This is a genomic window from Streptomyces sp. NPDC001889, from assembly GCF_053594535.1.
In genome coordinates, this window is sequence record NZ_JBSFER010000019.1 from 87,567 (window position 1) to 113,527 (window position 25,961).

Below are 25,961 nucleotides of genomic sequence, written 5' to 3' on the forward strand. Positions count from 1 at the left end.
GTTGGCACGTCCTCCACGGTGGCGGATTTATGCCATGACCACATCAGGCCTCCGTCAGCTCTCCACAAAACCCGCTCCCGTAGGAGAGGCTGAGCGGTCATCCGGCACCGAAATCCGGACTGACGTCTCATCACAGCGAAACGTCTCTTTCACAACCAGGGATGCTGATGACCCCCGATTCCCAGAGCTCCATATCCGGGCGCTCCGTGCCAGGGCGCAGACGCGCGGCCCGCATCGCGGCCGCGGCCTCGATGGTGACCGCACTGGTGGCCGCGGGCACCGTACCGGTGTTCGCCGCCACCCCGGCCGACGACCCCTCGGTGAGCCCGCCCGTCAAGGCGGCGCCGGCCTCCGAGAAGCTCGGCTCGGCCGATGAGGAACTGCTCGCCGAGGCCCAGGCCACCGGCGAGAAGACCGTCACCGTCATGGTCGCCACCGCCCCCGGCGCCACCGAGACGGTGGTCCGGCAGCTCAGAGCCGTCGAGGGCACGATGGTCGGCAAGACCATCGACAGAATCGGCTATGTGCGGGCCACGATCCCCACCGCGAAGGCGGAGGGGACGCTGAAGGCCGCCGCCAAGCTCTCCAGCGTCCAGGGCATCGACCTCAAGCACGAGGTGAAGCTGGAGGACCCGGCGCCCGGCGCCGGCTCCGCGAAGCCGGGCCGCGCGGCGGGCAAGCAGGCCCGCTCCTACCCGGCCCCGGACAAGAACACCCCGGCGGTCAACCCGTACAACCCCTCCTTCGAGACGGGCGCGGTCCAGTTCGTCAAGGAGAACCCCAAGTACGACGGCCGCGGGGTGACCATCGGCATCCTGGACTCCGGTGTCGACGTCTCGCACCCGGCGCTCCAGAAGACCACCACCGGCGAGCGCAAGATCGTCGACTGGGTGACGGCGACCGACCCGGTCCAGGACCGGGACGGCACCTGGCGCCGGATGGACAAGGGCGTCACGGGCCCGGCGTTCACCGAGGCGGGGCGCGCGTACACGGCCCCCGCGGGCTCGTACCGGTTCAGCGTCTTCTCCGAGAACGCCACCCTCGGCGGCGACATGGCCGGTGACCTCAACCGCGACGGCGACACCACCGACCGCTGGGCGCTGCTCTACGACACGGAGACCCGCACGGTCCGGGTCGACCTGAACGACGACGCCGACTTCACCAACGACACGGTGATGAAGCCGTACCGCAACGGCTTCCAGATCGGGTACTTCGGCAAGGACAACCCGGCCACCCCGGTCGCCGAGCGCATCCCGTTCGTGATCGAGGTCCGCGAGGACGTCGTGTACAATCCGGCGGGCGCGACGGCCGACTTCGTGGGCATCGGTGTCATCGAGGGCTCGCACGGCTCGCACGTCGGCGGCATCACCGCCGCCAACGGCCTCTTCGGCGGCAAGATGAACGGCGCGGCGCCCGGCGCCAAGCTGGTCTCCTCGCGCGCCTGCTCCTGGACCGGCGGCTGCACCAACATCGCGATGACCGAGGGTCTGGCCGATCTGGTCATCGACCGCGGTGTCGACATCGTCAACATCTCCATCGGCGGTCTGCCGGCGCTCAACGACGGCAACAACACCCGTGCCCTGATGTACAACCGGCTGATCGACCTCTACGGCGTCCAGCTGGTCATCTCGGCCGGCAACGACGGTCCGGGCGTCAACACCATCGGCGACCCCGGCGTGGCCGACAAGGCGATCTCCGTCGGCGCCTCGATCACCAAGGAGACCTGGGCCGCCAACTACGGCTCCGAGGTCACCAAGAAGAACGCGATGATGCCGTTCTCCTCCCGCGGCCCCCGTGAGGACGGCGGCTTCACGCCGACCATCACCGGCCCCGGCGCGGCGATCCAGACCACCCAGACCTGGCAGGCCGGCGGTCCGGTCGCCGAGGCCGGGTACGCGCTGCCGCCCGGCTACTCGATGCTCCAGGGCACCTCGATGTCCTCGCCGCAGGTGGCGGGCGCGAGCGCGCTGCTGCTGTCGGCCGCCAAGCAGCGCGGGATCGAGCTGACCCCGGCGAAGCTGCGCACCGCGGTCACCAGCACCGCCAACAAGATCCCCGGCGTGAAGGCGCACGAGCAGGGCGCCGGCATGATCGACGTGGTGGACGCGTGGGAGTCGGTGCGGAACGGCGCCACCGCCCACGAGTACACCGTCAAGGCCCCGGTCGACACCTCGATCGACTTCGCGCTGAAGACCCCGGGCTTCGGCACCGGTCTCTACGACCGCGAGGGCGGGCTGAAGGCCGGCCAGGCGAAGACGTACGACATCACCGTCACCAGGACCAGCGGCCCCGAGGGCGCCCGCTGGCACAACCTGGAGTGGAAGTACAACACCGGCAACACGTTCCGTCTGCTCGGCGGCGACCGGGTGCGGCTGCCGCTGAACCAGCCGGTCACCGTCACCGTGCAGGCGCGGCCGAAGACGGACGGCGTGCACAGCGCCATCCTGGAGGCGGACGACCCGCGCACCGAGGGCGTCGACAAGCAGATCCTGTCGACCGTGGTGGTCTCCGACGAGCTGGCCAGGGCCGGACACACCCTCTCGGACTCCTCGTCGGTGCAGCGCAACAGCCACAGGTCGTACTTCGTGACCGTGCCCGCCGGGGCGAAGACCCTGGAGGTCGCGCTCGGCGGACTCGCGCAGGGCAGCCAGACGCGGTTCATCTCCATCCACCCGTACGGGGTGCAGATGGAGGACAGCGCCACGATCTACTGCTACCCGAACTACAACAGCCCCTCGAACACCTGCCGTCCGGACCTGCGGTCGTACGCCAACCCGCAGCCGGGTGTCTGGGAGATCGAGGTCGAGTCGCGGCGCACCTCGCCGCTGCTGGACAACCCCTACCAGCTGGACGTCACGGTGCTGGGCGCGGACTTCGCCCCGGAGCCGCAGAAGCTCGCCGAGGCGAAGGTCGGCACGCCGGCCCCGGTCGAGTGGACGGTCACCAACCGCGGTGCCGCGGTGAAGGGCAAGCTGGAGGGCGGTTCGCTGGGCTCGGCGAAGGTCGCCCGTCCGGTGATCGCGAACGGTGAGTCGCGGGAGACGACCGTCACCCTCGGCGAGGGCGTCGAGCGGCTCGATGTCGCGATCGGCGGGGTCTCGGACGCCCAGGCGGACCTGGACCTGGCCGTCTACCGGGGCACCACCCTGGTCGGGCAGGCCGCGGACGGCGACTCCGAGGAGGCTGTCAGCCTCACGAAGCCGGCGGCCGGCACGTACACCATCGTGGTCGACGGCTACTCGGTCCCGTCCGGGACGACGGAGTACGGCTACCGCGATGTGTTCTTCGCGCCGTCGCTCGGTCAGCTGAAGGTGGACCCGGCGAGCAGTGTCGAGCTGGCGCACGGAGCCTCCGCGCAGGCGCGCGCGGAGGTCGTGGTGGCCGGTGCGGCTCCCGAGGGGCGCCAGTTCTTCGGCGAGGCCCGGCTGGTCAACGCGCGCGGCACCGCCGCGGGCGCGGGCAGCGTCGTGATCGAGAAGGTCACGCCGTAACAGCGGTGAGGTGAAGGGGGCGTCCGCGGGCCGGGCGCCCCCTTTCCGCTGTCTCACTCCGGGGTGCCGCGGCTGTCTCACTCCGGGGTGCCGCAGCGGCCGTCGCCGTCCCCCGGTCCGGCGGGGACCGGCAGCAGCTCCTCGACCCGGTCGATCTCCGCTCCCCGGTAGACGGCGACCTCCTCCTCCCGCCCGCCCCGCACCCGGAAGAGGTGGACGAGCAGCCGGCTCCCGTCCGCGTACCGGGCGGCCTCGGCGCGCTCCACGGTGAAGGCCCTCTCCCGGGGTCCGTGCCCGGGGACGAGATAGCGGTCCACGGCCAGGACGACCCGGAGGCGGTCGCCGTCCGGCTCGGTCCGGGCCACGGTGCCCTCCGCGATCAGCCGGGAGCAGACCACGGGCTTGGACTCCGCCTCGGGCCCGGCCGCGCCGGGCCCGGGGGAGAGCCAGGCCGCCGCGAGCCCGGCGAGCACCGCCACCGAGGCCACCAGTGCCAGGACCGCCCGCCCGCGCCGCCGGGCCGGGGGCTCCGGCGGGGGCACGGGGTGGTGGCCCGGGTCCCAGGACAGCTCGTGGCCCAGCACACGGAGCTGCCCGGCCAGGGTGTCCATGTCGCGGGCGGCACGGCGGTACGCCGCCCCGGCCCCGGGGCCCTCCGGCGCGGGCTCCCCGAGGAGGACCGCCATCAGCGCCCGGTCGTCGTCGCCGTATCCGTCATCACCGGTCGTCGGCATGTCACACCACCTCGTCCACATGGAGCCGGGCCCGCATCGATTTCGCCGCCGCGTGCAGCCGGCTCTTGACCGTGCCCTCGGGCACCCCCAGCTCCCGGGCGATCCGGGGGACGGTGAGATCCGCGTAGAACCGCAGCACCAGCACCAGCACCTGGCGCTGGAGCGGGGGCAGGGCGTCGAGACCGTCGGCGACGGTGAGCGCCAGCAGCCGAGCCTCCGGGCCGTCCGGGGCCTGCGGGCTCCACACCCTCAGCTGGGCGAGCCGGGCGCCGGTCCTGCGGTGTCTGGTGCGGGTGCGGTGCCAGTCGGCGGCGAGGTGCGAGGCGACCACGGCGGCCCAGGCGCCCACGTCCCGAGGGGGCTCCCGGCCGTCGGCCCGGCGCTCCAGCAGCCGCAGCCGGATCTGCTGGACACCGTCGGCGAGGTCGGAGCGCGGTACGCCGCCGAGCGCGAGCACGGCCCGCACCCGGGAGATCTGCGCGGGGTCGAGCGGATCGTCCGCTCCCCCGTCCCCCGGCGCTCGGCCGGGTCCTCTGATCGGCAAGGTGCCTCCCCACGTCGCGTTTCCCCTACGACGCGGGGGTGGGCGAAACCGTTCGCCCCGGCCGGATCGCATGTCCTACGTCACAGCGTCCGCCCTTCGGACAATGGACTGGACAAGTCGGGCCAGGACATACGCATCATGGGGAGCGGCAGCACTCAGCCCCGTAAAATCACGCGGACACGCACAGAGGAGACATCGGTGAGGGTCGGAATCGTCGGAGCGACCGGTCAGGTCGGCACAGTCATGCGCAGCATCCTCGCCGAGCGGAAGTTCCCCGTGGACGAGCTGCGGCTGTTCGCCTCTGCGCGCTCGGCCGGGTCCACGATCGACTGGGAGGGCACCCCGATCACCGTCGAGGACGCCGCCGCCGCCGACTACACCGGCCTGGACATCGTGCTCTTCTCGGCGGGCGGGGCGACCTCGCGGGCGCTGGCGGAGAAGGTCGCGGGGCAGGGTGCCGTCGTGATCGACAACTCCTCCGCGTGGCGGCTGGACCCCGAGGTGCCGCTGGTGGTCTCCGAGGTCAACCCGCACGCGGTCAAGGACCGCCCCAAGGGGATCATCGCCAACCCGAACTGCACCACCATGGCCGCGATGCCCGTGCTGAAGCCGCTGGCGCGGGAGGCGGGGCTGACCGCGCTGGTCGCCACCACCTACCAGGCGGTCTCCGGGTCGGGGCTCGCCGGGGTGGCGGAGCTGGACGGCCAGGTGAAGGGTGTGGTGGAGCGCGCGACGGAGCTGACCCACGACGGGGAGGCCGTGGAGTTCCCCGAGCCGGGGGTGTACCAGCGGACGATCGCCTTCAATGTGCTGCCGCTCGCGGGGAACCTGGTGGACGACGGGTCCTTCGAGACGGACGAGGAGCAGAAGCTCCGCAACGAGTCCCGGAAGATCCTGGAGCTGCCGGAGCTGAAGGTGTCCGGGACGTGTGTGCGGGTGCCGGTGTTCTCGGGGCACTCGATCCAGGTGAATGCGCGCTTCGAGCGTCCGCTGGGGGTGGAGCGGGCGTATGAGCTGCTGGCCGGGGCTCCGGGGGTGGAGCTCTCGGAGATTCCGACGCCGTTGCAGGCGGCGGGGAAGGACGCGTCCTATGTGGGGCGCGTCCGGGTCGACGAGACCGTTGAGCACGGTCTCGCGCTCTTCCTCTCGAACGACAACCTCCGCAAGGGTGCGGCGCTCAACGCGATCCAGATCGCGGAACTGGTCGCAGCCGAACTCACCCCCTGACCCCTGCGACCACCGTGGCCCCGGGCCAGGGGCCACGGGCCACGGGCACCCCGAGCAACCCCAGCCCATCCAGCGCTTGAGGACGGCCCCCGCACCACGGGAAACCCGCACAAACCCAGCCCGTCCGGCGCTTGAGGACGGACCCCGCGCCACAGGAAACCCGAGCGATCCCAGCCCGTCCGGCGCTTGAGGACGGACCCCGCACCACAGGACCCCGCACCGTGCGGGCCACGGTCAGGGGCCAGCCCCCGAACCCCCGCGCCTCAAACGCCGGCGGGGCTGGATTGCGTCTCATCTCGCCGACGAGGCTGGGTTCGACCAGCCCGTCCGGCGCTTGAGGACGGACCCCGCACCACGGGAAACCCGCACAAACCCAGCCCGTCCGGCGCTTGAGGACGGACCCTGTGCCACAGGAAACCCGCACAAACCCAGCCCGTCCGGCGCTTGAGGACGGACCCCGCACCACAGGAAACCCGCACCCCGCGGGCCACAGTCGGGGGCCAGCCCCCGAACCCCCGCGCCTCAAACGCCGGCGGGGCTGGGGTGGTGCTCCTCAATCGCCGGCGGGGCCGGGGGCCTGTGCCCCGGGCAAGGCTGGGAGCCTGTGCCCCGGCACGTCGGCAAGGCTGGGAGCTTGTGCCCCGGCACGGCCGGAGGGGCTGGAGTTCGTGGATCGGCCCGCCGGCGGGGCCGGGGGCCTGACCCCCGGGATGGCCGGAGGGGTGAAGGGTGCCTCACGCGGCGGCGGGGCAGGGCGGAGCCCGGGGGCGCGCGGGGGCCGGGGCGACGGTCCACGCGTCGCGGAAGACCCGCAGCATGCGGGGCTCGGGCTTCCCACCCACCCATGGAAGGATGACGCCAAACGTCACGAAAAAGGAGATGACCGGGTGCCTGGCACGAACCTGACCCGCGAAGAGGCGCAGCAGCGCGCACGCCTTCTCACCACCCACGCGTACGAGGTCGACCTCGACCTCAGCGGCGCCCAGGACGGCGGCATCTACCGCTCGGTGACCACCGTGCGCTTCGACTCCGCCGAGGCGAACGCCGAAACCTTCATCGACCTCGTCGCCCCCGCCGTCCACGAGGTCGTCCTCAACGGCAAGTCCCTCGACGTCGCCGCCGTCTTCCGCGACTCGCGCATCGCGCTGCCCCATCTCCACGAGGGCCCGAACGAGCTGAAGGTCGTCGCCGACTGCTCGTACACCAACACCGGCGAGGGCCTGCACCGCTTTGTCGACCCGGTCGACGAGCAGGCGTATCTCTATACGCAGTTCGAGGTCCCGGACGCCCGCCGGGTATTCGCGAATTTCGAGCAGCCCGACCTCAAGGCCACCTTCCGGTTCACGGTGCGGGCCCCCGAGGGCTGGACGGTCATCTCCAATTCACCGACCCCCTCCCCGGCCCCCGCGGACGGTGTCTGGCGTTTCGAGCCGACCCCCCGGATCTCCACCTACATCACGGCCCTGATCGCCGGCCCCTACCACTCGGTGCACAGCGCGTACGAGAAGGACGGCCAGTCCGTACCGCTCGGCATCTACTGCCGTCCCTCCCTCGCCGAGTATCTCGACGCGGACGCCATCTTCGAGGTCACCCGCCAGGGCTTCGACTGGTTCCAGGAGAAGTTCGACTACGACTACCCGTTCGCCAAGTACGACCAGCTCTTCGTGCCGGAGTTCAACGCGGGCGCGATGGAGAACGCGGGCGCCGTCACCATCCGTGACCAGTACGTCTTCCGGTCGAAGGTGACGGACGCGGCGTACGAGGTGCGGGCCGAGACCATCCTGCACGAGCTGGCGCACATGTGGTTCGGCGACCTCGTCACCATGGAGTGGTGGAACGATCTGTGGCTGAACGAATCGTTCGCCACCTACACCTCCATCGCCTGCCAGGCCGCCGCCCCGGGTTCGCGCTGGCCCCATTCGTGGACCACGTTCGCGAATTCCATGAAGACCTGGGCGTACCGCCAGGACCAGCTCCCCTCCACGCACCCGATCATGGCGGAGATCCGGGACATCGACGATGTCCTGGTGAACTTCGACGGAATCACCTATGCCAAGGGTGCCTCCGTGCTGAAGCAGCTCGTGGCCTATGTCGGCGAGGACGAGTTCTTCCGCGGTGTGCAGTCCTATTTCAAGGCCCACGCCTTCGGAAACACCGTTCTGACGGATCTGCTGGGCGCTCTTGAGGAGACCTCGGGACGCGATCTGAAGACCTGGTCGCAGAAGTGGCTCCAGACGGCCGGTATCAATGTGCTCCGCCCGGAGATCGAGGTCTCGGCGGAGGGCTTCGTCACCTCCTTCCGGGTCCGCCAGGAGGCCCCGGCGCTGCCCGTGGGCGCCCAGGGCGAGCCGACGCTGCGCCCGCACCGGATCGCGGTCGGCTGCTACGACCTCGACCCGGCGAGCGGGAAGCTGGTGCGGACAGACCGGATCGAGCTGGATGTCGACGGCGAGCTGACCAATGTGCCGTTCCCCGCGAACACCCGGCGCCCGCTGATCGTCCTGCTGAACGACGACGATCTCTCGTACGCCAAGGTCCGGCTGGACGAGGAGTCGCTGAAGGCGGTCACCGAGCACCTGGGCGACTTCACCGCGTCGCTGCCGCGCGCGCTCTGCTGGTCGGCGGCGTGGGACATGACCCGCGACGGCGAGCTGGCCACCCGGGACTATCTGTCGCTGGTGCTCTCGGGCATCGGCAAGGAGTCGGACATCGGTGTCGTGCAGTCGCTGCACCGCCAGGTGAAGACGGCGATCGAGCTGTACGCCGCGCCGGAGTGGCGCGAGACGGGCCTGAACCAGTGGACGGAGGCGACGCTGGCGCATCTGCGGGCCGCCGAGCCGGGCAGCGACCACCAGCTCGCCTGGGCGCGGGCCTTCGCGGCCACCGCCCGCACCCCGCAGCAGCTCGATCTGCTCCAGGCGCTGCTGGACGGCGCGGACTCGATCGAGGGCCTGGCCGTCGACACCGAGCTGCGCTGGGCGTTCGTGGAGCGGCTGGCGGCGACCGGGGTGCTGGACGAGGACGGCATCGCGGCGGAGTACGAGCGGGACCGCACGGCGGCGGGCGAGCAGCACGCGGCCACCGCCCGCGCGGCCCGGCCGTCCGCGGAGGCGAAGGCGGAGGCGTGGGCGCTCGCCGTGGAGGGCGACAGCCTGCCCAACGCCAAGCAGGAGGCCGTCATCGGCGGCTTCGTGCAGAGCGACCAGCGCGAGCTGCTCGCCCCGTACACCGAGAAGTACTTCGCGGTGGTCAAGGGTGTGTGGGAGTCGCGCAGCACGGAGATGGCCCAGCAGATCGTGGTGGGGCTCTACCCCTCGTTCCAGGTCTCGCGGGCGACGCTGGACGCCACGGACGCCTGGCTGGAGTCGGCCGAGCCGACGGCGGCGCTGCGCCGGCTGGTCTCCGAGTCGCGCTCGGGTGTGGAGCGGGCGCTGAGGGCGCAGGCGGCGGACGCGGCCTCCGCCTCCTGAGGGGCCGGGGCGGCGGCGGGACGCCAAACCGCTGACTCCGCTTCTAACTTGGCTGAAAATCATCGTTGAGGCGCCCAGGTCCCAGGACCTGGGCGCCTTCACCGTTCTCAAGCGTCAACATCTGGCCAAATTCATGACCTGACGTCATCTGCCGTTGCAGGACACAGATATGCTCCCCGACTGTCGTCATATGATCATTCCCGTTCCGATGGTTTGAGGGTGCTGATGGTCCGACAGGACACGTCGACCGAAACTCCGCGGCCCGCGGCTTCCCTTGTGTGGCTCGTGCCCGTCGTCGTCACCGCCGTAGCCGCGGCCGGAGCGGCCGCCACGGTCTCCGGCTCCGCGCGGGCCGCCGTGATCTGGGTCGACATCATCGCCGTCACCGCCATCGCCATCTCCTGCGCGGAGACCGTGCGCCGGGGCCGTCGCGCGACCCTGCTCAGCGCCCGGCTCGCCGAGCGCGAGGCCACCCTCGCCCGTGAGCAGGCCGAGACCACCCGGCTCGTCCGCGAACTGCTGCCCCAGGTGGTGGAGCGGCTGCGCAAGGGCGAGTTCCCCGAGGACATCCTCGACTCGCTGCACACCTCCAGCGAGCACCAGGCCGTGCTCAGCTCCGTGCTGGACGCCGTGGCCAGGGAGGAGGACCTCCGCGAGTCCGCCCAGCGCGCCTTTGTGAACATCGCCCGCCGGGTGCAGGCCATCGTCCACCAGCAGGCCCAGCAGCTGCGGGAGATGGAGGACCGGCACGGCAAGAACCCCGAGGTCTTCGGCGATCTGCTCCGGATCGACCACGGCACCGCGCTGATCGGCCGGCTCGCCGACTCCATCGCCGTGCTCGGCGGCGCGCGGCCGGGCCGCCAGTGGAGCAGGGCCGTACCCCTCTACAGCGTGATGCGCGGCGCGATGTCCCGGATCATCGACTACCAGCGCGTCGAGCTGCACTCGGTCTCCGAGGTCGCCGTCGTCGGCACCGCCGTCGAACCGCTGATCCACGCGCTCGCCGAACTGCTCGACAACGCCACCCGCTACTCGCCGCCGCAGACCAAGGTCCATCTCACCGCCGTCGATGTGAACTCGGGCATCGCCGTGGAGATCGAGGACGGCGGTGTGAGCATGAGCGAGGAGGCCCGGCTGCGGGCCGAGCGCATGCTGCGCCAGGCCCAGCAGGGCATCGATGTGAACGACCTGGGCGAGACGCCCCGCCTCGGCCTGGCCGTGGTCGGCCGGCTCGCCCAGGCCTACGGATTCCAGGTCTCGCTGCGTTCGTCCGCGTACGGCGGAGTGCGCGCGGTCCTCGTCGTACCCAAGGAACTGATCACCACCGTCGCGTCGGCGACCGGACTGGCACACGGCATCGGCGCCGCGTCCGGCCCCCGGCCCAGCGGTGTGCCGATGCCCGATGCGCAGCCGGTCAGGCAGACCACCGGCCCCGCCATCACGGACCTCATGCCGGACGAAGAACTTCCGGTGATCACCGAACGGACGGCGACCGGGCTGCCGCAGCGGCGCCGCAAGGCCCCCGCCACCGCGGCGCCCGCTGCCGCCGCGACGCCCCAGCCGGACGCCGCCCCCGCGGTACAGCCCGGTATGTGGCTCACGGCGTTCCAGAACGGCCTGGCCGGTGAGGCAACCCAGACGAACAAGGGGAGTACGCAGCCATGATTCAGCAGCAGTCCAACCAGACCAACATGGACTGGATGCTCAAGGACCTGGCAGAAGGCGTACCGCAGACCAGACATGTGGTCGTGCTGTCGGCGGACGGGCTGCGGATGGCGCAGTACGGCGCGGACAACGACACCGCCGACCGGCTGGCCGCTGCCTGCGCCGGCCTCCAGTCCCTGGCGGGTGCCGTCGCCTCCGAGCTTCCGGGCAGCGACGGCCGGATGCATCTCGTCGTCATCGAGATGAGCGGTGGCTTCTTCTACCTGATGGCGGCGGGCTCGGGCGCGTTCCTGGCCGTGCTCGCCGACGAGGGTGTCGATGCCGGACTGATGGGACAGCGGATGCGCGACCTCGTACTGCGGATCGGAGAGCACCTGTCCAGCCCGCCGCGTCAGGACAGGCAGTCCGCGTGAGCCATGCCGGGGACTGGGAGGAGAGCAGTCCCGAGCGGCTGTATGTCATTACGGGCGGACGCAGCGGGGCGTCCGTGCCGGCCACGCTCGACCTGGTCACCCTGATCGTGGCCAAGTCGGGCCCCCGGCACGGTATGCAGCCGGAACACGCCGCGATCATCCGGCTGTGCCAGTCGCCGCTCTCGGTGGCCGAGATCTCCGCGTACTTGAGTCTTCCGGTGAGTGTGGTCACCGTCCTGCTCAGCGATCTGCTGCTGGACAGCCAGGTGATGGCCCGCGCTCCGGTCCAGCCCGCGCTACTCCCCGACCGCGCTTTGATTGAGGCAGTGATCGATGGACTTCAGAAGCTCTGAGCAGGCCGTGGGCCCGCGCAGCGAGGACGTGCTGCCGGAGACGGCCACCGCCGCCGTCAAGGTGGTCATCGTGGGCGGTTTCGGAGTGGGCAAGACGACCCTTGTCGGCTCGGTGAGCGAGATCAAGCCGCTCACCACCGAGGAGACGATGACCCAGGCCGGGGTGGGTGTCGACGACACCCACGGTGTGGAGCGCAACAAGACCTCCACCACCGTCGCCATGGACTTCGGCCGGATCAGCATCAACGACGAGCTGGTGCTCTATCTCTTCGGCACCCCGGGACAGCAGCGGTTCTGGTTCCTGTGGCGGGGGCTGTTCGAGGGCGCGCTGGGCGCGGTGGTCCTGGTGGACACCCGGCGGCTGGAGGTCAGCTTCGATGTCATCGGGCGGCTGGAGGAGCGCCGGGTGCCGTTCGTCGTCGCGATCAACACCTTCCCGGAAGCCCCGATGTATCCGATCGAGGAGATCCGCACGGCTCTCGACCTGCCGGCCTCGGTGCCGATCGTCGACTGCGACGCCCGGCTCCGGGGCTCCAGCAGGGATGTGCTGATGACGCTGATGCGCTACCTCCAGAACCTCGCGGTGACCGCCGACGCCGCCTCCTAGGGCCTGGCCCTCAGACCCTCGGCCCCGGGCCCCGGTGGCCGGGGACCGGGTCCGGCAGCGGCTCGGGCCCCGAGGCCACGGCGGGCACGGCCCGTTCACGACGGGGCCCGAGCTGTCCGGCCAGGGTCGCGGCGAAGGCCACCACCATGCCCAGGAGCTGTACGGGAGTGAGCGCCTCGCCCAGCGCCGCCCAGCCGATGGCCGCGGCCGTGATCGGCGACAGCGGGCCCAGCAGGGTGACGGAGGTGGCGGTGAGCCGCTCGATGCCCCGGAACCAGAGCCAGTAGGCGACGGCGGTGTTGGCGAGCGCGAGATAGAGATAGCCCGCGGCGTTGGTGCCGGTGAGCGCGGGCGGCGCGCCCTCGGCCAGAAACGCGACCGGGGCTATCAGCAGCCCGCCCGCGGTGAGCTGCCAGCCCGTCATCACCAGCGGGCCGACGCCCTCGGGCCGGCCCCAGCGCTTGGTCAGCACCACTCCGGCGGACATCGACACGGACGACGCGAGCCCGGCCAGGACACCGATGAGGTCGAAGGCGGCTCCGGCGCGCAGCACCACCAGACTCACCCCGAGGGCCGCGGTGATCGCGGTGAGCAGGGTACGGGTGGTGGGGCGCTCGCCCAGCAGCAGCGCGGCGAGGCCCACCACGAAGAGCGGCCCGACCGAGCCGACGACGGCCGCGACCCCGCCGGGCAGCCGGTAGGCGGCGAGGAAGAGCAGCGGGAAGAACGCCCCGATATTGAGCGCGCCCAGCACGGCCGCCCGCCACCACCAGGCCCCGCGCGGCGGCACCCGGGTGAGCGCGAGGATCAGCAGACCGGCGGGGAGGGCTCGCATCAGCCCGGTGAACAGCGGTCGGTCGGGTGGCAGGAACTCCGTGGTGACCACATAGGTGGAGCCCCAGGAGATCGGGGCGAGGGCGGTGAGGGCGATGACGGCTGCTCGGTTCATGGTGAGATAGCTTACCTCTAAGCTACTTACCGTCAAGATGCTTAACCGCATGCCGCTTACTTGCAGCCAAGCGGAAGGCGTCCGATAATCGCCCCATGAACTCCTCAACCGCCCCGGGGCCCGGAACGCGGGCCCCGGCCCGGGACGCCGTGGACGCGATCGTCGACCAGTGGGCGGCGGTGCGGCCGGATCTCGACACCGGCCCGATGGCCGCGTACGGACGCATCTACCGCATCGCCCGCGCCATGGGGGATCTCCAGGAGAGGGAGTACCGGCGGTACGGCGTCAGCCGCGGCGAGTTCGACGTGCTCTCGGCGCTGCGGCGGTCCGGGGAGCCCTACACGCTCTCGCCGAGAGAGCTGTCGGCCGCGCTGATGCTGACCACCGGCGGGATGACCGGCCGTCTCGACAAGCTGGAGAGGGCGGGCCTGCTCACCCGCAGCCCCGACCCGGACGACCGGCGGGGCCTGAGGGTCACGCTCACGGAGCGGGGCCTGGAGGTGATCGAGCAGGCGGTGACCGCCGGGCTGGCGCTTCAGCACCAGGTGTTCGACGCGGCGCTCAGCGCGGAGCAGGCGGAGCAGCTCGCCGATCTGCTCCGCCGGCTGATGGGCGCGCACCCGGTCTGACCCCGGCCGTCCCCGCGCCGCCCGCACCGGGCCCGGCACCCCGGCCGCCTGTGGACACGGTGTGAAACTTCGCACGGCCCCGGTGCCCGGCTTGCGGGCAATCGTCATGAGTCTGTGCCCAGGGAACCGCTCAGCCGGTCGCCGACAGGGGCCCGTGACCGGTCCGGTGGTTGCACAGTGCCACCACAGTGCGGGACTGTTCTTGAACATCTGTCGTCTTCGCTGAGTGAGGTGAGGGACCACGCGTAGGGGCCCCGTTCACATGATGTCCTCCCCCGTCGGCTCCCACACCACCGGTGCCACCAGCACCTTGAGCGCTGCCGACGCCCCCTGTCCCGTGGTGGTCACCGGCGCGGACGGAACGGTCGTGGAACTGAACGACGCGGCCCGCGAACTGCTCCCCGACGCCCGCGCCGGGCGGGCCCTGACCGGCCCCGCCTGGCTCGTGACCGCCGGCGAAGCCCCTCACCCGGCCCCCGTGGGCGGCGCGGTGGGGGACCGGTCGTTCGCGGCGCGTCCCTCCGTCCTCCCGGACGGCGGCACCGTGTGGTGGCTGGTCGAGGAGACCGCCTACCGGACCGCCGTGGACGAGCTGGCGGCGGAGCGCGGGCGCACCCACTTCCTCACCGAGGCCTCCAGCGCCCTGCTGGCCTCGCTGAACCTGGACCGGTGCATGGAGGTCACGGCGCGGCTGGCCACCGAGCATCTGGCCGACGCCGCCCTGGTCATCGCGCCCACCGCCGCCAGAAGGCTGCCGGTGGTCGGCTGCGACCACCGGGGCGAGTTCACCCGCGGCTCGGTCGGCGAGGAGCCGGACACCGTGCCCGGACTGGCGGAGGCGCTGCGGGGGTTCCCGCCGGTGCCCTCCCGGTGGATCGACCCCGCCACGGCACCGGACTGGCTGGTTCCCGAGGGCTTCGGCGAGGTGGGCTCGCTGGCGATCACACCGCTGCCCGGTCACGGCGTACCGGCGGGCGCGCTGATCCTGCTGCGCCGGGCGAAGCACGCCGCCTTCACCGAGGCCGAGGAGACCCTGGCCGGGCTGTTCGCCGCCCGGGCCGGCGCGGCGATGTCGGCCGCGCGCCTGTACGCGGAGCAGAACACGATCTCCGACACCCTCATGCGCGAGCTGCTGCCGCCGACGCTGCGGCAGGTCGAGGGGGTGGAGTTCGCGGGCGGGTACCGGCCCAGCACGGACACCGAGCGGGTCGGCGGCGACTTCTACGATGTCCACTCGCCCAGCGAGGACTTCCCCGAGACCCTCGCCGTCCTCGGGGACGTGGCCGGCAAGGGGCTGGAAGCGGCGGTGCTCACCGGCAAGATCCGCAACACCCTGCACGCCCTGCTGCCGATGGCCGGGGACCACGCCACGATGCTGCGGCTGCTGAACAACGCCATGCTCACCAGCCACCACACCCGCTTCGCGACCCTGGTGATGGCCTCCGTCCGCCGCGAGGAGAGCCATGTGGCGCTGCGGCTGACCTCGGCCGGGCACCCCCCGCCGCTGGTCGTGCGGCGCGACGGGACCGTGGAGGAGGTCGACACGCGCGGGACCCTGATCGGCGTGCTGCCGGTCGTCACCTCCCGCACGGCCGAAGTCCGGCTCGCGCCGGGTGAGACGTGTCTGCTCTTCACCGACGGTGTCACCGAGGCCGTGGGCGGTCCGCTGGGCGACACCATGTTCGGCGACCAGCGCCTCCGGCGCGCCGCGGCCGAGTGCGCCAACATGCCGGCCGAGGCCGTCGTGGAGCGCATCCAGATGGTCGCGTCCCAGTGGATCGGCGGCGGGCGCCACGACGACATCGCCGTCATGGCGATCACCGCCCCCCGCGGTGCCCATCTCAGTGCCGTGAACGGGAGAACACGGGGCAGGTATACGGCATGACCACGCGCACCACCGACCTCCGGGACGGCCCCGACAGCCCGGCCGCCCCCGTTCGCCCCGCCGCGCCCGACGGCGACGAGCGGGACGACCGGTGGGTCGAGCGGCTCTGGGCCGCCGTCCGGGCGGGGGACGAACTGGCGGCCCTCGATGTCGCCGACGACGCCCTGCGGGCGGGGCTGGAGCCCGAGGCGGTGCTGCTGGACGTGGTCGCCGCCGTCCAGCACCGGGTCGGGGCCGAGTGGGCCGCCAACCGTATGAGCGTGGCCGGTGAACACGCGGCCACCGCCATCAACGACCGCGTCATCGCCACCCTGCCCGTCCACCGCCCCGCGACCAGCCGGGGCAGGGTCACGGTCGCCTGCGTGGACCAGGAGTGGCACGCGCTGCCCGCGCGCCTGGTGGCGGAGACCCTGCGGCTGCGGGGCTGGCGGGTGGACTATCTGGGCGCGCAGGTGCCCACCGCGCATCTGATCAGCCATATCCACCGCACCGCACCGGACGCGGTCTGTCTGTCCAGCTCCCTCTCCCCCCGGCTGCCGCTGGCCCACACCGCGATCACCGCGTGCCAGGCCGCCGGGACCCCGGTGATGGTGGGTGGGCTCGCCTTCGGCAGCGACGGACGGTACGCGCGGCTGCTGGGCGCGGAGGCGTGGGCCCCCCACGCACGCGCCGCGGCCGACCGGCTCGCCGCCGGGCCCCTGCCCCAGCCGGCGCCGGCCCACCAGTCGGTGGACGATCTGCCGCACCTGGCCGACCAGGAGTACGCCATGGTCGCCCACTCCTCCGCGCGCCTGGTGCGCGACACCTTCCAGCGGCTGGAGGAACGCTTCCCGGCGATGCGGGAGTACGGCGACGAGCAGCGGGAGCGGACGGCGGAGGACCTCGCCCATGTCGTCGACTTCCTCACCGCGGCCCTGTACATCGACGCCCCGGAGATCTTCGCGGGGTTTCTGACCTGGACCGCCGATGTCCTCACCGCCCGAGGGGTGCCCGCGCGGTCCCTCGTACCCGCTCTGGACCTGCTGGCGGAGCAACTGCGCGACTTCCCGCGCGCCCGCGGCATCATCGACACCGGGCGCTCGGCGCTCGCCTCCCGCCCCTGACCCCGAGACGCTGGACGAACCTCGTGACGACCTCTCCCGACGCGACCCCCTCCCCCGCCGGCCCGCACGGCCCGCGCACCGTGAGCCTGGCCCTCAGTGGCGACCTGGACTACGACACCTTCGGTGAGCTTCTCCGGAGGGTGCGGACGGCGCTCGACGAGCGCCGGGATGTCGAGGAGCTGCGGCTGAACTGCCGCGAGCTGGAGGTGGTGGATTCGATGGGGTTGTCGGCGCTGCTGCAGATCCATCGGTCGGCCTGCGGGGAGGGGGTGGCGTTTCATCTGGACGACATCGGCCCGGGGTTGCGCCGCCTGCTGGAGCTGACCGGCACCTACGACCACCTGACCACCCCGCCCACCCCTTGAGCCCTCCGTCGGCCCGGGCTTGAGGACGGCCCCTGCGCCACAGGTGCCCGCACGGTGCGGGCCACGGTCGGGGGCCGGCCCCCGAACCCCCGCTCCTCAAACGCCGGAGGGGCTGGATTTCGTGCCTCGGCCCGCCCGGAGGGAGTGGGGTGGTGCGGCCCCAACCGCCAGAAGGGCTGGGGTGGTGCCGCCCAGCCGCCGGCGGGGCGGCGGGTGCACCCCGAACACCGGCGGGGCCAAGCCCACTCACACATCACGGGCGGAGGCCGGGCGGGCCCACCTCACCTCGACGGGCCGAGCCCATTCACACATCACGGGCGGAGGCCGGGCGGGCCCACCTCACCTCGACGGGCCGAGCCCACTCACACGGGCGGAGCCGGATGGGCGCACCCCACACCGGCGGGGCCGGGGCCGCTCGGGGCTCGGTGGGCGTGAGGAAGCGCCCCGGGGCCGGTGGGGGCCGGGGCGCGGGTACGGCGGTGGAGCCGTACGGTCAGGCCTGCTCCTGCTTCCTCGACTTGTCGAGAACCATCACCAGACCCGCGATCACCAGAAAGATCACCAGCGGCGCGACAACAAACAGCCCCAGCGTCTCCATCACACTCAGCCCCTGGCCCGGGTCATCCCCGTCGTCACGCGTCAGGGCGAGCGCCGGCGACGACAGGAGCAGCATCATGAGCGTCGATCCGGCCGTGACGGTGCCGGCGCGCAAAGCGTTCTTCTTGTCCACGGTGCCAACGTAGCGAACGGCGGATCGAGCCGCGCGCCCGGGGGTGCCGTACGGGCGGGACCCCGCCTCAGGCGAACACCTTCATCAGCGCGTGCAGCCGGGGGGAGGCGGCGAGCTGCTCCAGGGTGAGCGGACGGGCGTCCGCGTCCGCCAGCGGCAGCCGCCAGTTCGGATACTGGTCCCAGGTGCCGGGGAGGTTCTGGGGGCGGAGGTCCCCCACCGTGTCCGGCAGCCAGACGCCGACCATCCGCGCCGGGGTCGCCAGCAGAAAGCGGTGGACCGCCCGGATGTACGCCTCCTCGCCCACCTCGTCCTCCGGGAGCAGCCCGAGGCTCCGGAAGAGCCGCAGCCACTCCTGGACCTCGATCCGCTCCCGGATGCGCTCGCGCCGCGCGGGCCGGGTCAGCAGCCCCAGCCGGTCCCGCAGCTCCACATGGTCCACCGTCAGCCGGGAGGCGGTCGACGGCAGGTCGTGGGTGGTCGCGGTGGCCACACACCCCTCGCGCCAGGCGTCGGGCGGCAGCGGCTCGCCCGAGCCCGCCCAGTCGCGCTCGAACCAGAGGACGGAGGTGCCGAGCACTCCGCGCCGGGCCAGGTCCTCCCGTACCCCCGGCTCGACGGTGCCGAGGTCCTCCCCCATCACGACGGCGCCCGCCCGGTGGGCCTCCAGGACGAGGACGGCGAGCATCGCCTCGGCGTCGTAGCGGACATAGGTGCCGTCGGTGGGCGGGCGGCCCCCGGGAACCCACCAGAGCCGGAAGAGGCCCATCACATGGTCGATCCGGAGCGCGCCCGCGTGGCGGAGGAGCCCGCGCAGCAGCTCCCGGAACGGCGCGTACCCGGAGGCGGCGAGGGAGTCGGGGCGCCAGGGCGGCAGACCCCAGTCCTGGCCGTGGGCGTTGAAGGCGTCCGGGGGCGCGCCGATGGAGATGCCGGAGGCGAACAGCTCGCCCTGGGCCCAGGTGTCGGCGCCCTCGGGGTGCACGCCGACCGCGAGGTCGTGGACGATGCCGATGCCCATGCCCGCCTCGCGGGCCGCCCGGTCCGCCTTTGCGAGCTGGCAGTCGGTGTACCAGACGGCCCGGGAGTGGAAGTCGGTCCGCTCCACCAGCTCGTGGCGGGCGCGGGCGGAGGCGGACGACCGGGGGTCCCCGAGACCGGCGGGCCAGGAGCGCCAGTTCGGCCCGTGGACCTCGGCGAGGGCGCACCACAGGGCGTGGTCCTCCAGCGCGCGGCCCCGCCGGGCGAGGAAGGCGCAGTAGGCGGCGTGCCGGCCGGGCCCCAGCGGGACGCGGCCGATCACCTCCAGGGCCTCGCGCTTCAGCGCCCAGACGGCGTCCCGGTCGATCAGCGCCCCCTTGGCCAGCACCGATTCGCGCAGCCGTGCGGCCCGCTCGGTCAGGTCGTCGACGCGGTCGCGGTCCCGGCCGGCCAGCCGCGCGTACTCGGGAATGGACTCGACGCACAGATGGACGGGGTCGGGGAAGCGGCGCGACGAGGGGCGGTACGGGGAGGGGTCACCGGCCCCGCCGGCGGGGGCGGGGACGCCCGCGTGCAGGGGGTTGACCTGGAGGAAGCCGGTGCCCAGCGCCCGGCCGGACCAGGCCGCAAGCTCGGCCAGGTCGCCGAGGTCGCCCATGCCCCAGGAGCGGGCGGAGAGCAGGGAGTAGAGCTGGACGAGGAAGCCGTGGGTGCGCTCCGGGGGGCTCGGGGCGCGGGCGGGGGCGGCGATGAGCAGGCTCTCCCCGCCGCGGCCGTCGGGCGCCCTGGCGGTCAGCCGGTGCACTCCCCAGGGCACGCCCCGCCAGTCGCCGGTCTCGGTGCCGTCCTCCAGCAGGACGCGCAGGGCCGTGCCGGCGGGGAGCCGGCCGAGGGCTGTGGGGCCGGGGCCGCCGGTCTCCTCCGCTCCTTCGGGGGTCTCGCGCCAGACGACCACGGACGGGGGCAGCAGCCGCTCCCGGGCGGTGGACTCGGCCCGCTCCAGGGCGGTCCGGAGCGCGGCCGGGCCCGTGGCGTCCACGCCGAGCGCGGCGAGGACCGCGACGACGGTGGCCTCGGGGACGGGGGCGCTCACGCCCTCGGAGGTGGTGCGGGAGGTGGCGACCCCGTGCAGCGCGGCGAGCCTGGCAAGGCCCATGCGGTCTCCTCAGACTCCTGGGGACTGGGAGCCGCCGGTGAATCCGGCGGCCGTCGGCTCGCTGGTGAGGGGAGCTATGCCGGAGAGCGGGGGCTCGCTGGTGAGAGGGGCGGCGTCGGGCAGCGGCGGTTCACTGGTGAGGGGCGCGAAGGCGGGCGGCTCGTCCATCAGCGGGGTGCCCGGGCCCCAGGGTTTCTCGCTGAGCGGGCCGTGCGCCGAAGGTTTTCCCGAGAGGGTCCGGGGGCCGGGGATCTGTTCATCGGCGGCGGCCCGGGTGGTGATGGCGGAGAGCAGCAGATGGGCGGATGCGGTCATGGATGACACTCCCAACAGACGGTACGGGCACTTACCGGTCAGTGCAGCCCTACCCAGCGGGCTCCACCGCAGACGTATTCGATCAGTCAACGTGTTCCGCGTCACATTTGGTTCCCGGTGTGTCGCACCTTCCCCGGCGCTCTCCCGCCCCGCCGCCCGGCACCTCCCGCCACCCCGTCGCGACCGGCAAAAGGCGCACATCGGCCACGCCCGTTGACACGTTCAGGCCAGGGGTGGTGGGCTCGCAACCAAACAGTGACCATCAGGGGACCCAAAGGAGACAAACGTGCGGCTCGCGCGCAGGAGGCGGACGGCCGTCGCCGTCGCCGTCATCGGCGGTCTCCTCTCGGGAGCGCAGGGCGCCGTCGCCGCCCCCGCCGACCCGCACACCCCGGCCCGTACCGCCGCCGGCCCCCGCGACGAGGGCGCCCCGCCCCCGGTCTGGCCCCGTCCGCAGTTCATCGAGGCGGCGGGGGAGGCCGTTCCGCTGGGCACCGAGGCCACCCTCGTCGCCGCGCCCGGGGCCGACCCCCGGGCGGTGGAGCTGATCCGGCGGCAGCTCGGCGACGCCGGGGTGCGCACGGTCCACACCGGACTGCCGGGGCGCGGACCGCTGCTCCACATCGGCGGCCAGGGCGCGCAGGACGCCCTGCGCGCCCTGCGCGCGCCTCAACGCGCCGATCTGCCCTCGGGCGGCTACCGGATCGCGGTCGGCGAGATCCGCGGCCGGGGCACGGTCGCCCTCGACGGAGTGGGCGAGAGCGGTCTCTTCCACGGCGCCCAGACGCTGCGTCAGCTGATCGTCCGCACCCCCTCGAAGGGAAGCGCGGTGGCCGGCGCCACCGTGCGCGACTGGCCGGGCACGGCGGTGCGCGGGACGACCGAGGGCTTCTACGGCGAGCCGTGGACCCCTCAGGAGCGGCTCGACCACATCGACTTCATGGGCCGGACCAAGCAGAACCGCTATCTCTACGCCCCCGGGGACGACCCCTTCCGCCAGGCCCGCTGGCGCGAGCCCTACCCGGCGGCCCAGCGCGCCGGCTTCCGCGAACTGGCCGAGCGCGCGCGGGACAACCATGTCACCCTCGCCTGGGCGGTGGCCCCGGCCCAGCAGATGTGCCTGGCCGACGAGCGCGATGTCCGGGCGCTGCTCCGCAAGATCGACGCGATGTGGGCGCTGGGGGTGCGCGCCTTCCAGCTCCAGTTCCAGGACGTCAGCTACAGCGAGTGGCACTGCCGCGAGGACGCGGCGGCCTTCGGCTCGGGCCCCGGCGCGGCGGCCCGCGCCCAGGCCCGGGTGGCGGACGCGGTCTCCCGCCATCTGGTGGAGCGCCACCCCGGGGCCGAGCCGCTCTCCCTGATGCCGACCGAGTTCTACCAGGACGGCGCCACCGACTACCGGCGCGCTCTCGCGGGCGCGCTGGACCCCCGGGTCCAGGTCGCCTGGACGGGTGTCGGCGTGGTGCCGCGCACCATCACCGGCCGGGAACTCGCCGGCGCGCGCGAGGTCTTCGGCCATCCACTGGTCACCATGGACAACTACCCGGTCAACGACTACGCCCAGGACCGGATCTTCCTCGGCCCGTACACGGGGCGGGACCCGGCCGTCGCGAGCGGCTCCGCGGCGCTGCTCGCCAATGCGATGGAGCAGGCGTCGGCCTCCCGTATCCCGCTCTTCACCACCGCCGACTACAGCTGGAATCCGCGCGGATACCGGCCCCGGGAGTCCTGGGAGGCGGCCATATCCGATCTCGCGGGCGGGGACTCCCGGACCCGCGCGGCGCTGCGGGCGCTCGCGGGCAACCACTCCTCCTCGATCCTCGATCCCGTCGAGTCGCGCTATCTCACCCCGCTCATCGACGACTTCTGGCGGCTGCGCGGCTCCGCGGACGGGGCCGGCCGCGACCGGGCGGCTGCCGCGCTGCGCGCCGAGTTCACCGTGATGCGCGAGGCGCCCGAACGGCTGAAGGGGCCCGCCGGCGGCCGGCTGGACGACGAGGTGCGCCCGTGGCTCGACGGGCTCTCCCGGTACGGCCGGGCGGGTGAGGTGGCCATGGACATGCTCCTGGCCCAGTCCGCCGGTGACGGGGAGCGGGGCTGGCGCGCCTTCCTGGAGCTGGAGCGGCTGCGCGCGGAGCCGGAGACGGGGCCGGCGGGCAGCAGGGCGACGGTCGGCAAGGGGGTGCTGGAGCCCTTCCTGGAGCGGGCGGTGAAGGAGTCGCGCGCGTGGACGGGGGCGGACCGGGCGGGTGAGAGGGGGGACGACGGCACCGTACGGCTGGAGCGGGCCCGTCCGGTCCGCGCGGTCACGGCGATGACCGAGCCGGGCGACGGCCCCGCCCGGCTGGAGGTCCGGGTGCCCGGTGAGGGCTGGCGCTCGCTGGGCCCGCTCGCCGCGGGCGGCTGGACCCAGGCGGACGGCCGGGGGCTGCGGGTGGACGCGATCCGGGTCGTCCCGGAGGGCGGTGGACAGCCGGCCGTGCGGGCGGTGGTGCCCTGGTTCGCCGACGAGCCGGCCGCGGGGATCTCGCTGGAGCACAGCCGGGCGGACGCGGTCATCGGCGGCGGCCCGCAGCGCACCGGCGTACGGCTGACGCCGCGCCGCCCCGACGAGGTGCGCGGCACGCTGAAGGCGGAGCCGCCCGCCGGCATCGAGGTGCGGGCGCCGGAGCGGACGACGGTGCCCCGGGGGGTGCGGACGACGGTGCCGGTGGAGGTCTCCGTACCGGCGGACACGCCCGCCGGGGAGTACCGGGTTCCGCTGTCGTTCGCCGGCCAGGAGCGGACCCTCACCGTCCGCGCGTTCCCCCGCACCTCGGGACCGGACCTGCTGCGCGGGGACGGCGTCACCGCGTCGTCCTCGGGCGACGAGACCCCCGACTTCCCGGCGTCGGGGGTGCTCGACGACGACCCGGAGACGCGCTGGTCCTCACCGGTCGAGGACAGCGCCTGGTGGCAGGCGGAGCTGCCCCGTCCGGTGCGGCTCGGGCAGGTGGTGCTGCACTGGCAGGAGGCGTACGCGGCGGCGTACCGCATCCAGGTCTCGGCGGACGGCCGCGACTGGCGGACGGCGGCGGCGGTGGACGACGGGCGGGGCGGCCGGGAGGCGATCCGGATGGACAGCCGGGACGTGCGGTTCATCCGCGTCCTGGGCGACGAGCGCGCGACCCGGTTCAGCTACTCGCTGTGGTCGGTGGAGGCGTACGCGGTCGCGGAGCGGTGACGCCGGGCCTCTCCGGACCTCTCCGGACCGACCCGGCACGGCCCGGCACCCGGTCGCGGAGGTGACCGGGTGCCGCCCGCCGGGGTGCCCGGGAAGAGACCCGCGAGGGTGTCCGGGGACAAAAAAGAGGCCTGGCTCTAGGCGGATACGCCGTCGATCCGGGCCATCGCGTCCTCCGCTCCATACGGTTGGAGGTAAGGCAGCCATCGGGGGTCCCGGTGTCCGGTCCCGATGATCCGCCACGCCAGTCCGCTGGGCGGTTCGGGCTGGTGGCGGAGTCTCCAGCCCAGCTCCCGCAGATGCCGGTCCGCCTTGACGTGGTTGCAGCGGCGGCAGGCCGCCACGACGTTGTCCCAGACGTGCTGTCCGCCCCGGCTGCGCGGCACGACGTGGTCGACGCTGGTCGCCACGGCCCCGCAGTACATACAGCGCCCGCCGTCACGCGCGAAGAGCGCCTTGCGGGTGAGCGGGACGGGCCCCCGGTAGGGCACCCGGACGAACCGCTTCAGCCGGACGACGCTGGGCGCGGCGATCACCCGGGTCGCGCTGTGCATGAAGGCGCCGGACTCCTCCAGGCACAGGGCCTTGTTCTCCAGCACGAGGACGAGCGCGCGGCGGAGCGGTACGACGCCGAGGGGCTCGTACGACGCGTTGAGGACCAGGACGTGCGGCACGGTGGATGCCTCCTTGTACGCCGGCGGCGCGTGGCTCGCGCCGGGACGATCTGCCCTCAGTCTCCCCTCAGGCCAGGTCCGAGCGCCACCACGTCGCCGTAACGGGCTCGAAGTGTTTTCGACCACATCACCCCTGACAACGCCCGGCGGGCCGTTTTCATCCCCGGCCGCCCCCGGGTGAGTCTTCTCTCTCCCCGGGGCACGACAACGGGGCCCGGGCGAGGGCGCCGTTAGTGTGGTTGGCCAGCCGTACCCTGCCTGGAGGTCATCCCTCGTGACCACGACCCCCCTGTCCGTTCCGCCGCCCTCCGACGGCCCGTCGGAGCCGGCCGCCCCGTCGGGTTTCGACGAGGCGGCCAGGCAGGCGACGGATGCCGCCGGCTGGGTGGAGCAGAACTGGTCCACCTGGCTGAGCACCGGCCTCCGTATCGCGCTGATCCTGATCGTCGCGATCGTGCTGCGGATGCTGGTGCGCCGGGCGCTGACCAAGCTGATAGCGCGGATGAACCGTTCCGCCCAGGCGGTGGAGGGGACCGCGCTCGGCGGTCTGCTGGTCAACGCGGAGCGGCGGCGGCAGCGGTCGGAGGCGATCGGCTCGGTGCTGCGGTCGGTGGCGTCGTTTCTGATCCTCGGCACGGCCGGGCTGATGATCCTCGGCGCGTTCAAGATCAATCTGGCTCCGCTGCTGGCGTCGGCGGGTGTGGCGGGCGTCGCGATCGGCTTCGGCGCCCGGAACCTGGTGACCGACTTCCTCTCCGGTGTCTTCATGATCATGGAGGACCAGTACGGGGTCGGTGACTCCATCGACGCGGGCGTCGCCTCGGGCGAGGTCATCGAGGTGGGTCTGCGGGTGACCAAGCTGCGCGGCGACGACGGCGAGATCTGGTACGTGCGCAACGGCGAGATCAAGCGGATCGGCAACCTCAGCCAGGGCTGGGCGACGGCGGCCGTCGATGTGACGGTCCGCCCGACGGAGGACCTGGACCGGGTGCGGAAGGTGATCGGCGAGGTCGCCGACGGGCTGGCCAAGGCCGAGCCGTGGAACGAGCAGCTCTGGGGCCCGGTGGAGATCCTGGGCCTCACCGAGGTGCTGCTCGACTCGATGACCGTGCGGCTCTCGGCGAAGACCATGCCGGGCAAGGCGCTCGGGGTGGAGCGGGAGCTGCGCTGGCGGATCAAGCACGCGTTCGACGCGGCGGGCATCCGTATCGTCGGCGGGCTGCCGCTGCCGGCGGACGAGAGCCCGGCGGCGGACCCGGCCGCCTCGGTCGCTCCCCCGTCGGCGCTGGCGAGCCCGACCTCCCCGCAGTCCCTGGCCGCCTCGCCGATACCGCCGCCGGCGAATCTGACGAAGTAGACCGCCTCCCCCGATCGGCCCCCGCCCACCCGGCGGGGGCCGATCGCGCTCGCCCCGCGCCGCACCCCGGCCACGCGGTGATGTGCTCAT

General features: G+C 72.9%; 19 protein-coding genes and 1 pseudogene. 13 read left to right on the top strand and 7 right to left on the bottom strand.

Translation table 11 applies throughout. The features are described from left to right. The first annotated feature begins 167 nt into the window (after positions 1-167). The gene (locus tag ACWCRA_RS22690; RefSeq protein ID WP_351545259.1) at positions 168-3,491 is read left to right on the top strand and encodes a S8 family serine peptidase; all 3,324 of its coding nucleotides are present in this window, start codon (positions 168-170) and stop codon (positions 3,489-3,491) included. Positions 3,492-3,568: 77 nt separating this feature from the next. Here ACWCRA_RS22690 and ACWCRA_RS22695 read toward each other — a convergent pair whose 3' ends face one another. Then, complete coding sequence (locus ACWCRA_RS22695; protein ID WP_351545261.1) at positions 3,569-4,225, bottom strand: hypothetical protein; 657 nt, start codon at positions 4,223-4,225, stop codon at positions 3,569-3,571. Between the two features lies 1 nt (position 4,226). Beyond that, entirely contained in the window at positions 4,227-4,769 is a 543-nt protein-coding gene (locus ACWCRA_RS22700; protein WP_451068449.1) for a sigma-70 family RNA polymerase sigma factor, read from the bottom strand. Between the two features lie 198 nt (positions 4,770-4,967). Here ACWCRA_RS22700 and ACWCRA_RS22705 point away from each other — a divergent pair, with 198 nt between their 5' ends. The 6 genes from ACWCRA_RS22705 (at position 4,968) to ACWCRA_RS22730 (ending at position 12,504) form a co-directional block, all read left to right on the top strand. Further along, entirely contained in the window at positions 4,968-5,996 is a 1,029-nt protein-coding gene (locus ACWCRA_RS22705) for an aspartate-semialdehyde dehydrogenase (protein WP_351545266.1), read from the top strand. Positions 5,997-6,883: 887 nt separating this feature from the next. Beyond that, the gene (gene pepN, locus ACWCRA_RS22710) at positions 6,884-9,466 is read left to right on the top strand and encodes an aminopeptidase N (RefSeq protein ID WP_451068450.1); all 2,583 of its coding nucleotides are present in this window, start codon (positions 6,884-6,886) and stop codon (positions 9,464-9,466) included. A gap of 225 nt (positions 9,467-9,691) precedes the next feature. Beyond that, positions 9,692-11,131, top strand: a complete 1,440-nt coding sequence (locus tag ACWCRA_RS22715; RefSeq protein WP_351545484.1) for a sensor histidine kinase — start codon at positions 9,692-9,694, stop codon at positions 11,129-11,131. Beyond that, positions 11,128-11,544, top strand: coding sequence for a roadblock/LC7 domain-containing protein (locus ACWCRA_RS22720; RefSeq protein ID WP_351545271.1), 417 nt, complete (start codon positions 11,128-11,130; stop codon positions 11,542-11,544). Before ACWCRA_RS22715 ends, ACWCRA_RS22720 begins: the two co-directional genes overlap by 4 nt. Next, on the top strand, positions 11,541-11,897 hold the full coding sequence (locus ACWCRA_RS22725; RefSeq protein WP_351545273.1) for a DUF742 domain-containing protein: 357 nt from the start codon (positions 11,541-11,543) through the stop codon (positions 11,895-11,897). Before ACWCRA_RS22720 ends, ACWCRA_RS22725 begins: the two co-directional genes overlap by 4 nt. After that, on the top strand, positions 11,878-12,504 hold the full coding sequence (locus tag ACWCRA_RS22730) for a GTP-binding protein (protein WP_351545276.1): 627 nt from the start codon (positions 11,878-11,880) through the stop codon (positions 12,502-12,504). The genes ACWCRA_RS22725 and ACWCRA_RS22730 overlap by 20 nt, the downstream gene beginning before the upstream one ends. A gap of 10 nt (positions 12,505-12,514) precedes the next feature. Here ACWCRA_RS22730 and ACWCRA_RS22735 read toward each other — a convergent pair whose 3' ends face one another. Next, entirely contained in the window at positions 12,515-13,453 is a 939-nt protein-coding gene (locus ACWCRA_RS22735; RefSeq protein ID WP_451068451.1) for an EamA family transporter, read from the bottom strand. 95 nt (positions 13,454-13,548) lie between these two features. Here ACWCRA_RS22735 and ACWCRA_RS22740 point away from each other — a divergent pair, with 95 nt between their 5' ends. The 4 genes from ACWCRA_RS22740 to ACWCRA_RS22755 all read left to right on the top strand — a co-directional run bounded on the left by ACWCRA_RS22740 (position 13,549) and on the right by ACWCRA_RS22755 (position 17,435). Next, entirely contained in the window at positions 13,549-14,082 is a 534-nt protein-coding gene (locus tag ACWCRA_RS22740; protein ID WP_351545282.1) for a MarR family winged helix-turn-helix transcriptional regulator, read from the top strand. A 265-nt stretch (positions 14,083-14,347) separates the two neighbouring features. Continuing rightward, the gene (locus ACWCRA_RS22745) at positions 14,348-15,967 is read left to right on the top strand and encodes a PP2C family protein-serine/threonine phosphatase (protein ID WP_451068477.1); all 1,620 of its coding nucleotides are present in this window, start codon (positions 14,348-14,350) and stop codon (positions 15,965-15,967) included. After that, complete coding sequence (locus tag ACWCRA_RS22750; RefSeq protein WP_351545288.1) at positions 15,964-17,070, top strand: cobalamin B12-binding domain-containing protein; 1,107 nt, start codon at positions 15,964-15,966, stop codon at positions 17,068-17,070. The genes ACWCRA_RS22745 and ACWCRA_RS22750 overlap by 4 nt, the downstream gene beginning before the upstream one ends. Positions 17,071-17,093: 23 nt before the next feature. Then, a complete protein-coding gene (locus ACWCRA_RS22755; protein ID WP_351545291.1) occupies positions 17,094-17,435 on the top strand; it encodes an STAS domain-containing protein in 342 nt (113 codons plus the stop codon). Positions 17,436-17,928: 493 nt separating this feature from the next. Here ACWCRA_RS22755 and ACWCRA_RS22760 read toward each other — a convergent pair whose 3' ends face one another. From ACWCRA_RS22760 to ACWCRA_RS22770, 3 genes and pseudogenes are all read right to left on the bottom strand, one after another. Next, on the bottom strand, positions 17,929-18,165 hold the full coding sequence (locus ACWCRA_RS22760; RefSeq protein WP_351545294.1) for a hypothetical protein: 237 nt from the start codon (positions 18,163-18,165) through the stop codon (positions 17,929-17,931). Beyond that, positions 18,108-20,302, bottom strand: a pseudogene (malQ, locus tag ACWCRA_RS22765) (4-alpha-glucanotransferase). Before malQ ends, ACWCRA_RS22760 begins: the two are co-directional and overlap by 58 nt. Before the next feature lie 9 nt (positions 20,303-20,311). Continuing rightward, positions 20,312-20,617, bottom strand: coding sequence for a hypothetical protein (locus tag ACWCRA_RS22770; RefSeq protein ID WP_351545299.1), 306 nt, complete (start codon positions 20,615-20,617; stop codon positions 20,312-20,314). A gap of 286 nt (positions 20,618-20,903) precedes the next feature. Between ACWCRA_RS22770 and ACWCRA_RS22775 the strand changes: the two genes are divergently transcribed. Continuing rightward, on the top strand, positions 20,904-23,840 hold the full coding sequence (locus ACWCRA_RS22775; RefSeq protein ID WP_451068452.1) for a beta-N-acetylglucosaminidase domain-containing protein: 2,937 nt from the start codon (positions 20,904-20,906) through the stop codon (positions 23,838-23,840). 137 nt (positions 23,841-23,977) lie between these two features. Here ACWCRA_RS22775 and ACWCRA_RS22780 read toward each other — a convergent pair whose 3' ends face one another. Further along, entirely contained in the window at positions 23,978-24,514 is a 537-nt protein-coding gene (locus ACWCRA_RS22780) for an HNH endonuclease (protein ID WP_351545305.1), read from the bottom strand. A gap of 274 nt (positions 24,515-24,788) precedes the next feature. Between ACWCRA_RS22780 and ACWCRA_RS22785 the strand changes: the two genes are divergently transcribed. Continuing rightward, entirely contained in the window at positions 24,789-25,871 is a 1,083-nt protein-coding gene (locus tag ACWCRA_RS22785; RefSeq protein ID WP_451068453.1) for a mechanosensitive ion channel domain-containing protein, read from the top strand. Positions 25,872-25,961 lie beyond the last annotated feature (90 nt).

Coding starts and splice junctions, on each gene's coding strand:
- ACWCRA_RS22750 (WP_351545288.1), top strand. CDS start 15,964: ATGACCACGCGCACCACCGACCTCCGGGACGGCCCCGACAGCCCGGCC.
- ACWCRA_RS22740 (WP_351545282.1), top strand. CDS start 13,549: ATGAACTCCTCAACCGCCCCGGGGCCCGGAACGCGGGCCCCGGCCCGG.
- ACWCRA_RS22695 (WP_351545261.1), bottom strand. CDS start 4,225: ATGCCGACGACCGGTGATGACGGATACGGCGACGACGACCGGGCGCTG.
- ACWCRA_RS22770 (WP_351545299.1), bottom strand. CDS start 20,617: ATGACCGCATCCGCCCATCTGCTGCTCTCCGCCATCACCACCCGGGCC.
- ACWCRA_RS22715 (WP_351545484.1), top strand. CDS start 9,692: ATGGTCCGACAGGACACGTCGACCGAAACTCCGCGGCCCGCGGCTTCC.
- ACWCRA_RS22720 (WP_351545271.1), top strand. CDS start 11,128: ATGATTCAGCAGCAGTCCAACCAGACCAACATGGACTGGATGCTCAAG.
- ACWCRA_RS22745 (WP_451068477.1), top strand. CDS start 14,348: ATGTCCTCCCCCGTCGGCTCCCACACCACCGGTGCCACCAGCACCTTG.
- ACWCRA_RS22730 (WP_351545276.1), top strand. CDS start 11,878: ATGGACTTCAGAAGCTCTGAGCAGGCCGTGGGCCCGCGCAGCGAGGAC.
- ACWCRA_RS22690 (WP_351545259.1), top strand. CDS start 168: ATGACCCCCGATTCCCAGAGCTCCATATCCGGGCGCTCCGTGCCAGGG.
- ACWCRA_RS22735 (WP_451068451.1), bottom strand. CDS start 13,453: ATGAACCGAGCAGCCGTCATCGCCCTCACCGCCCTCGCCCCGATCTCC.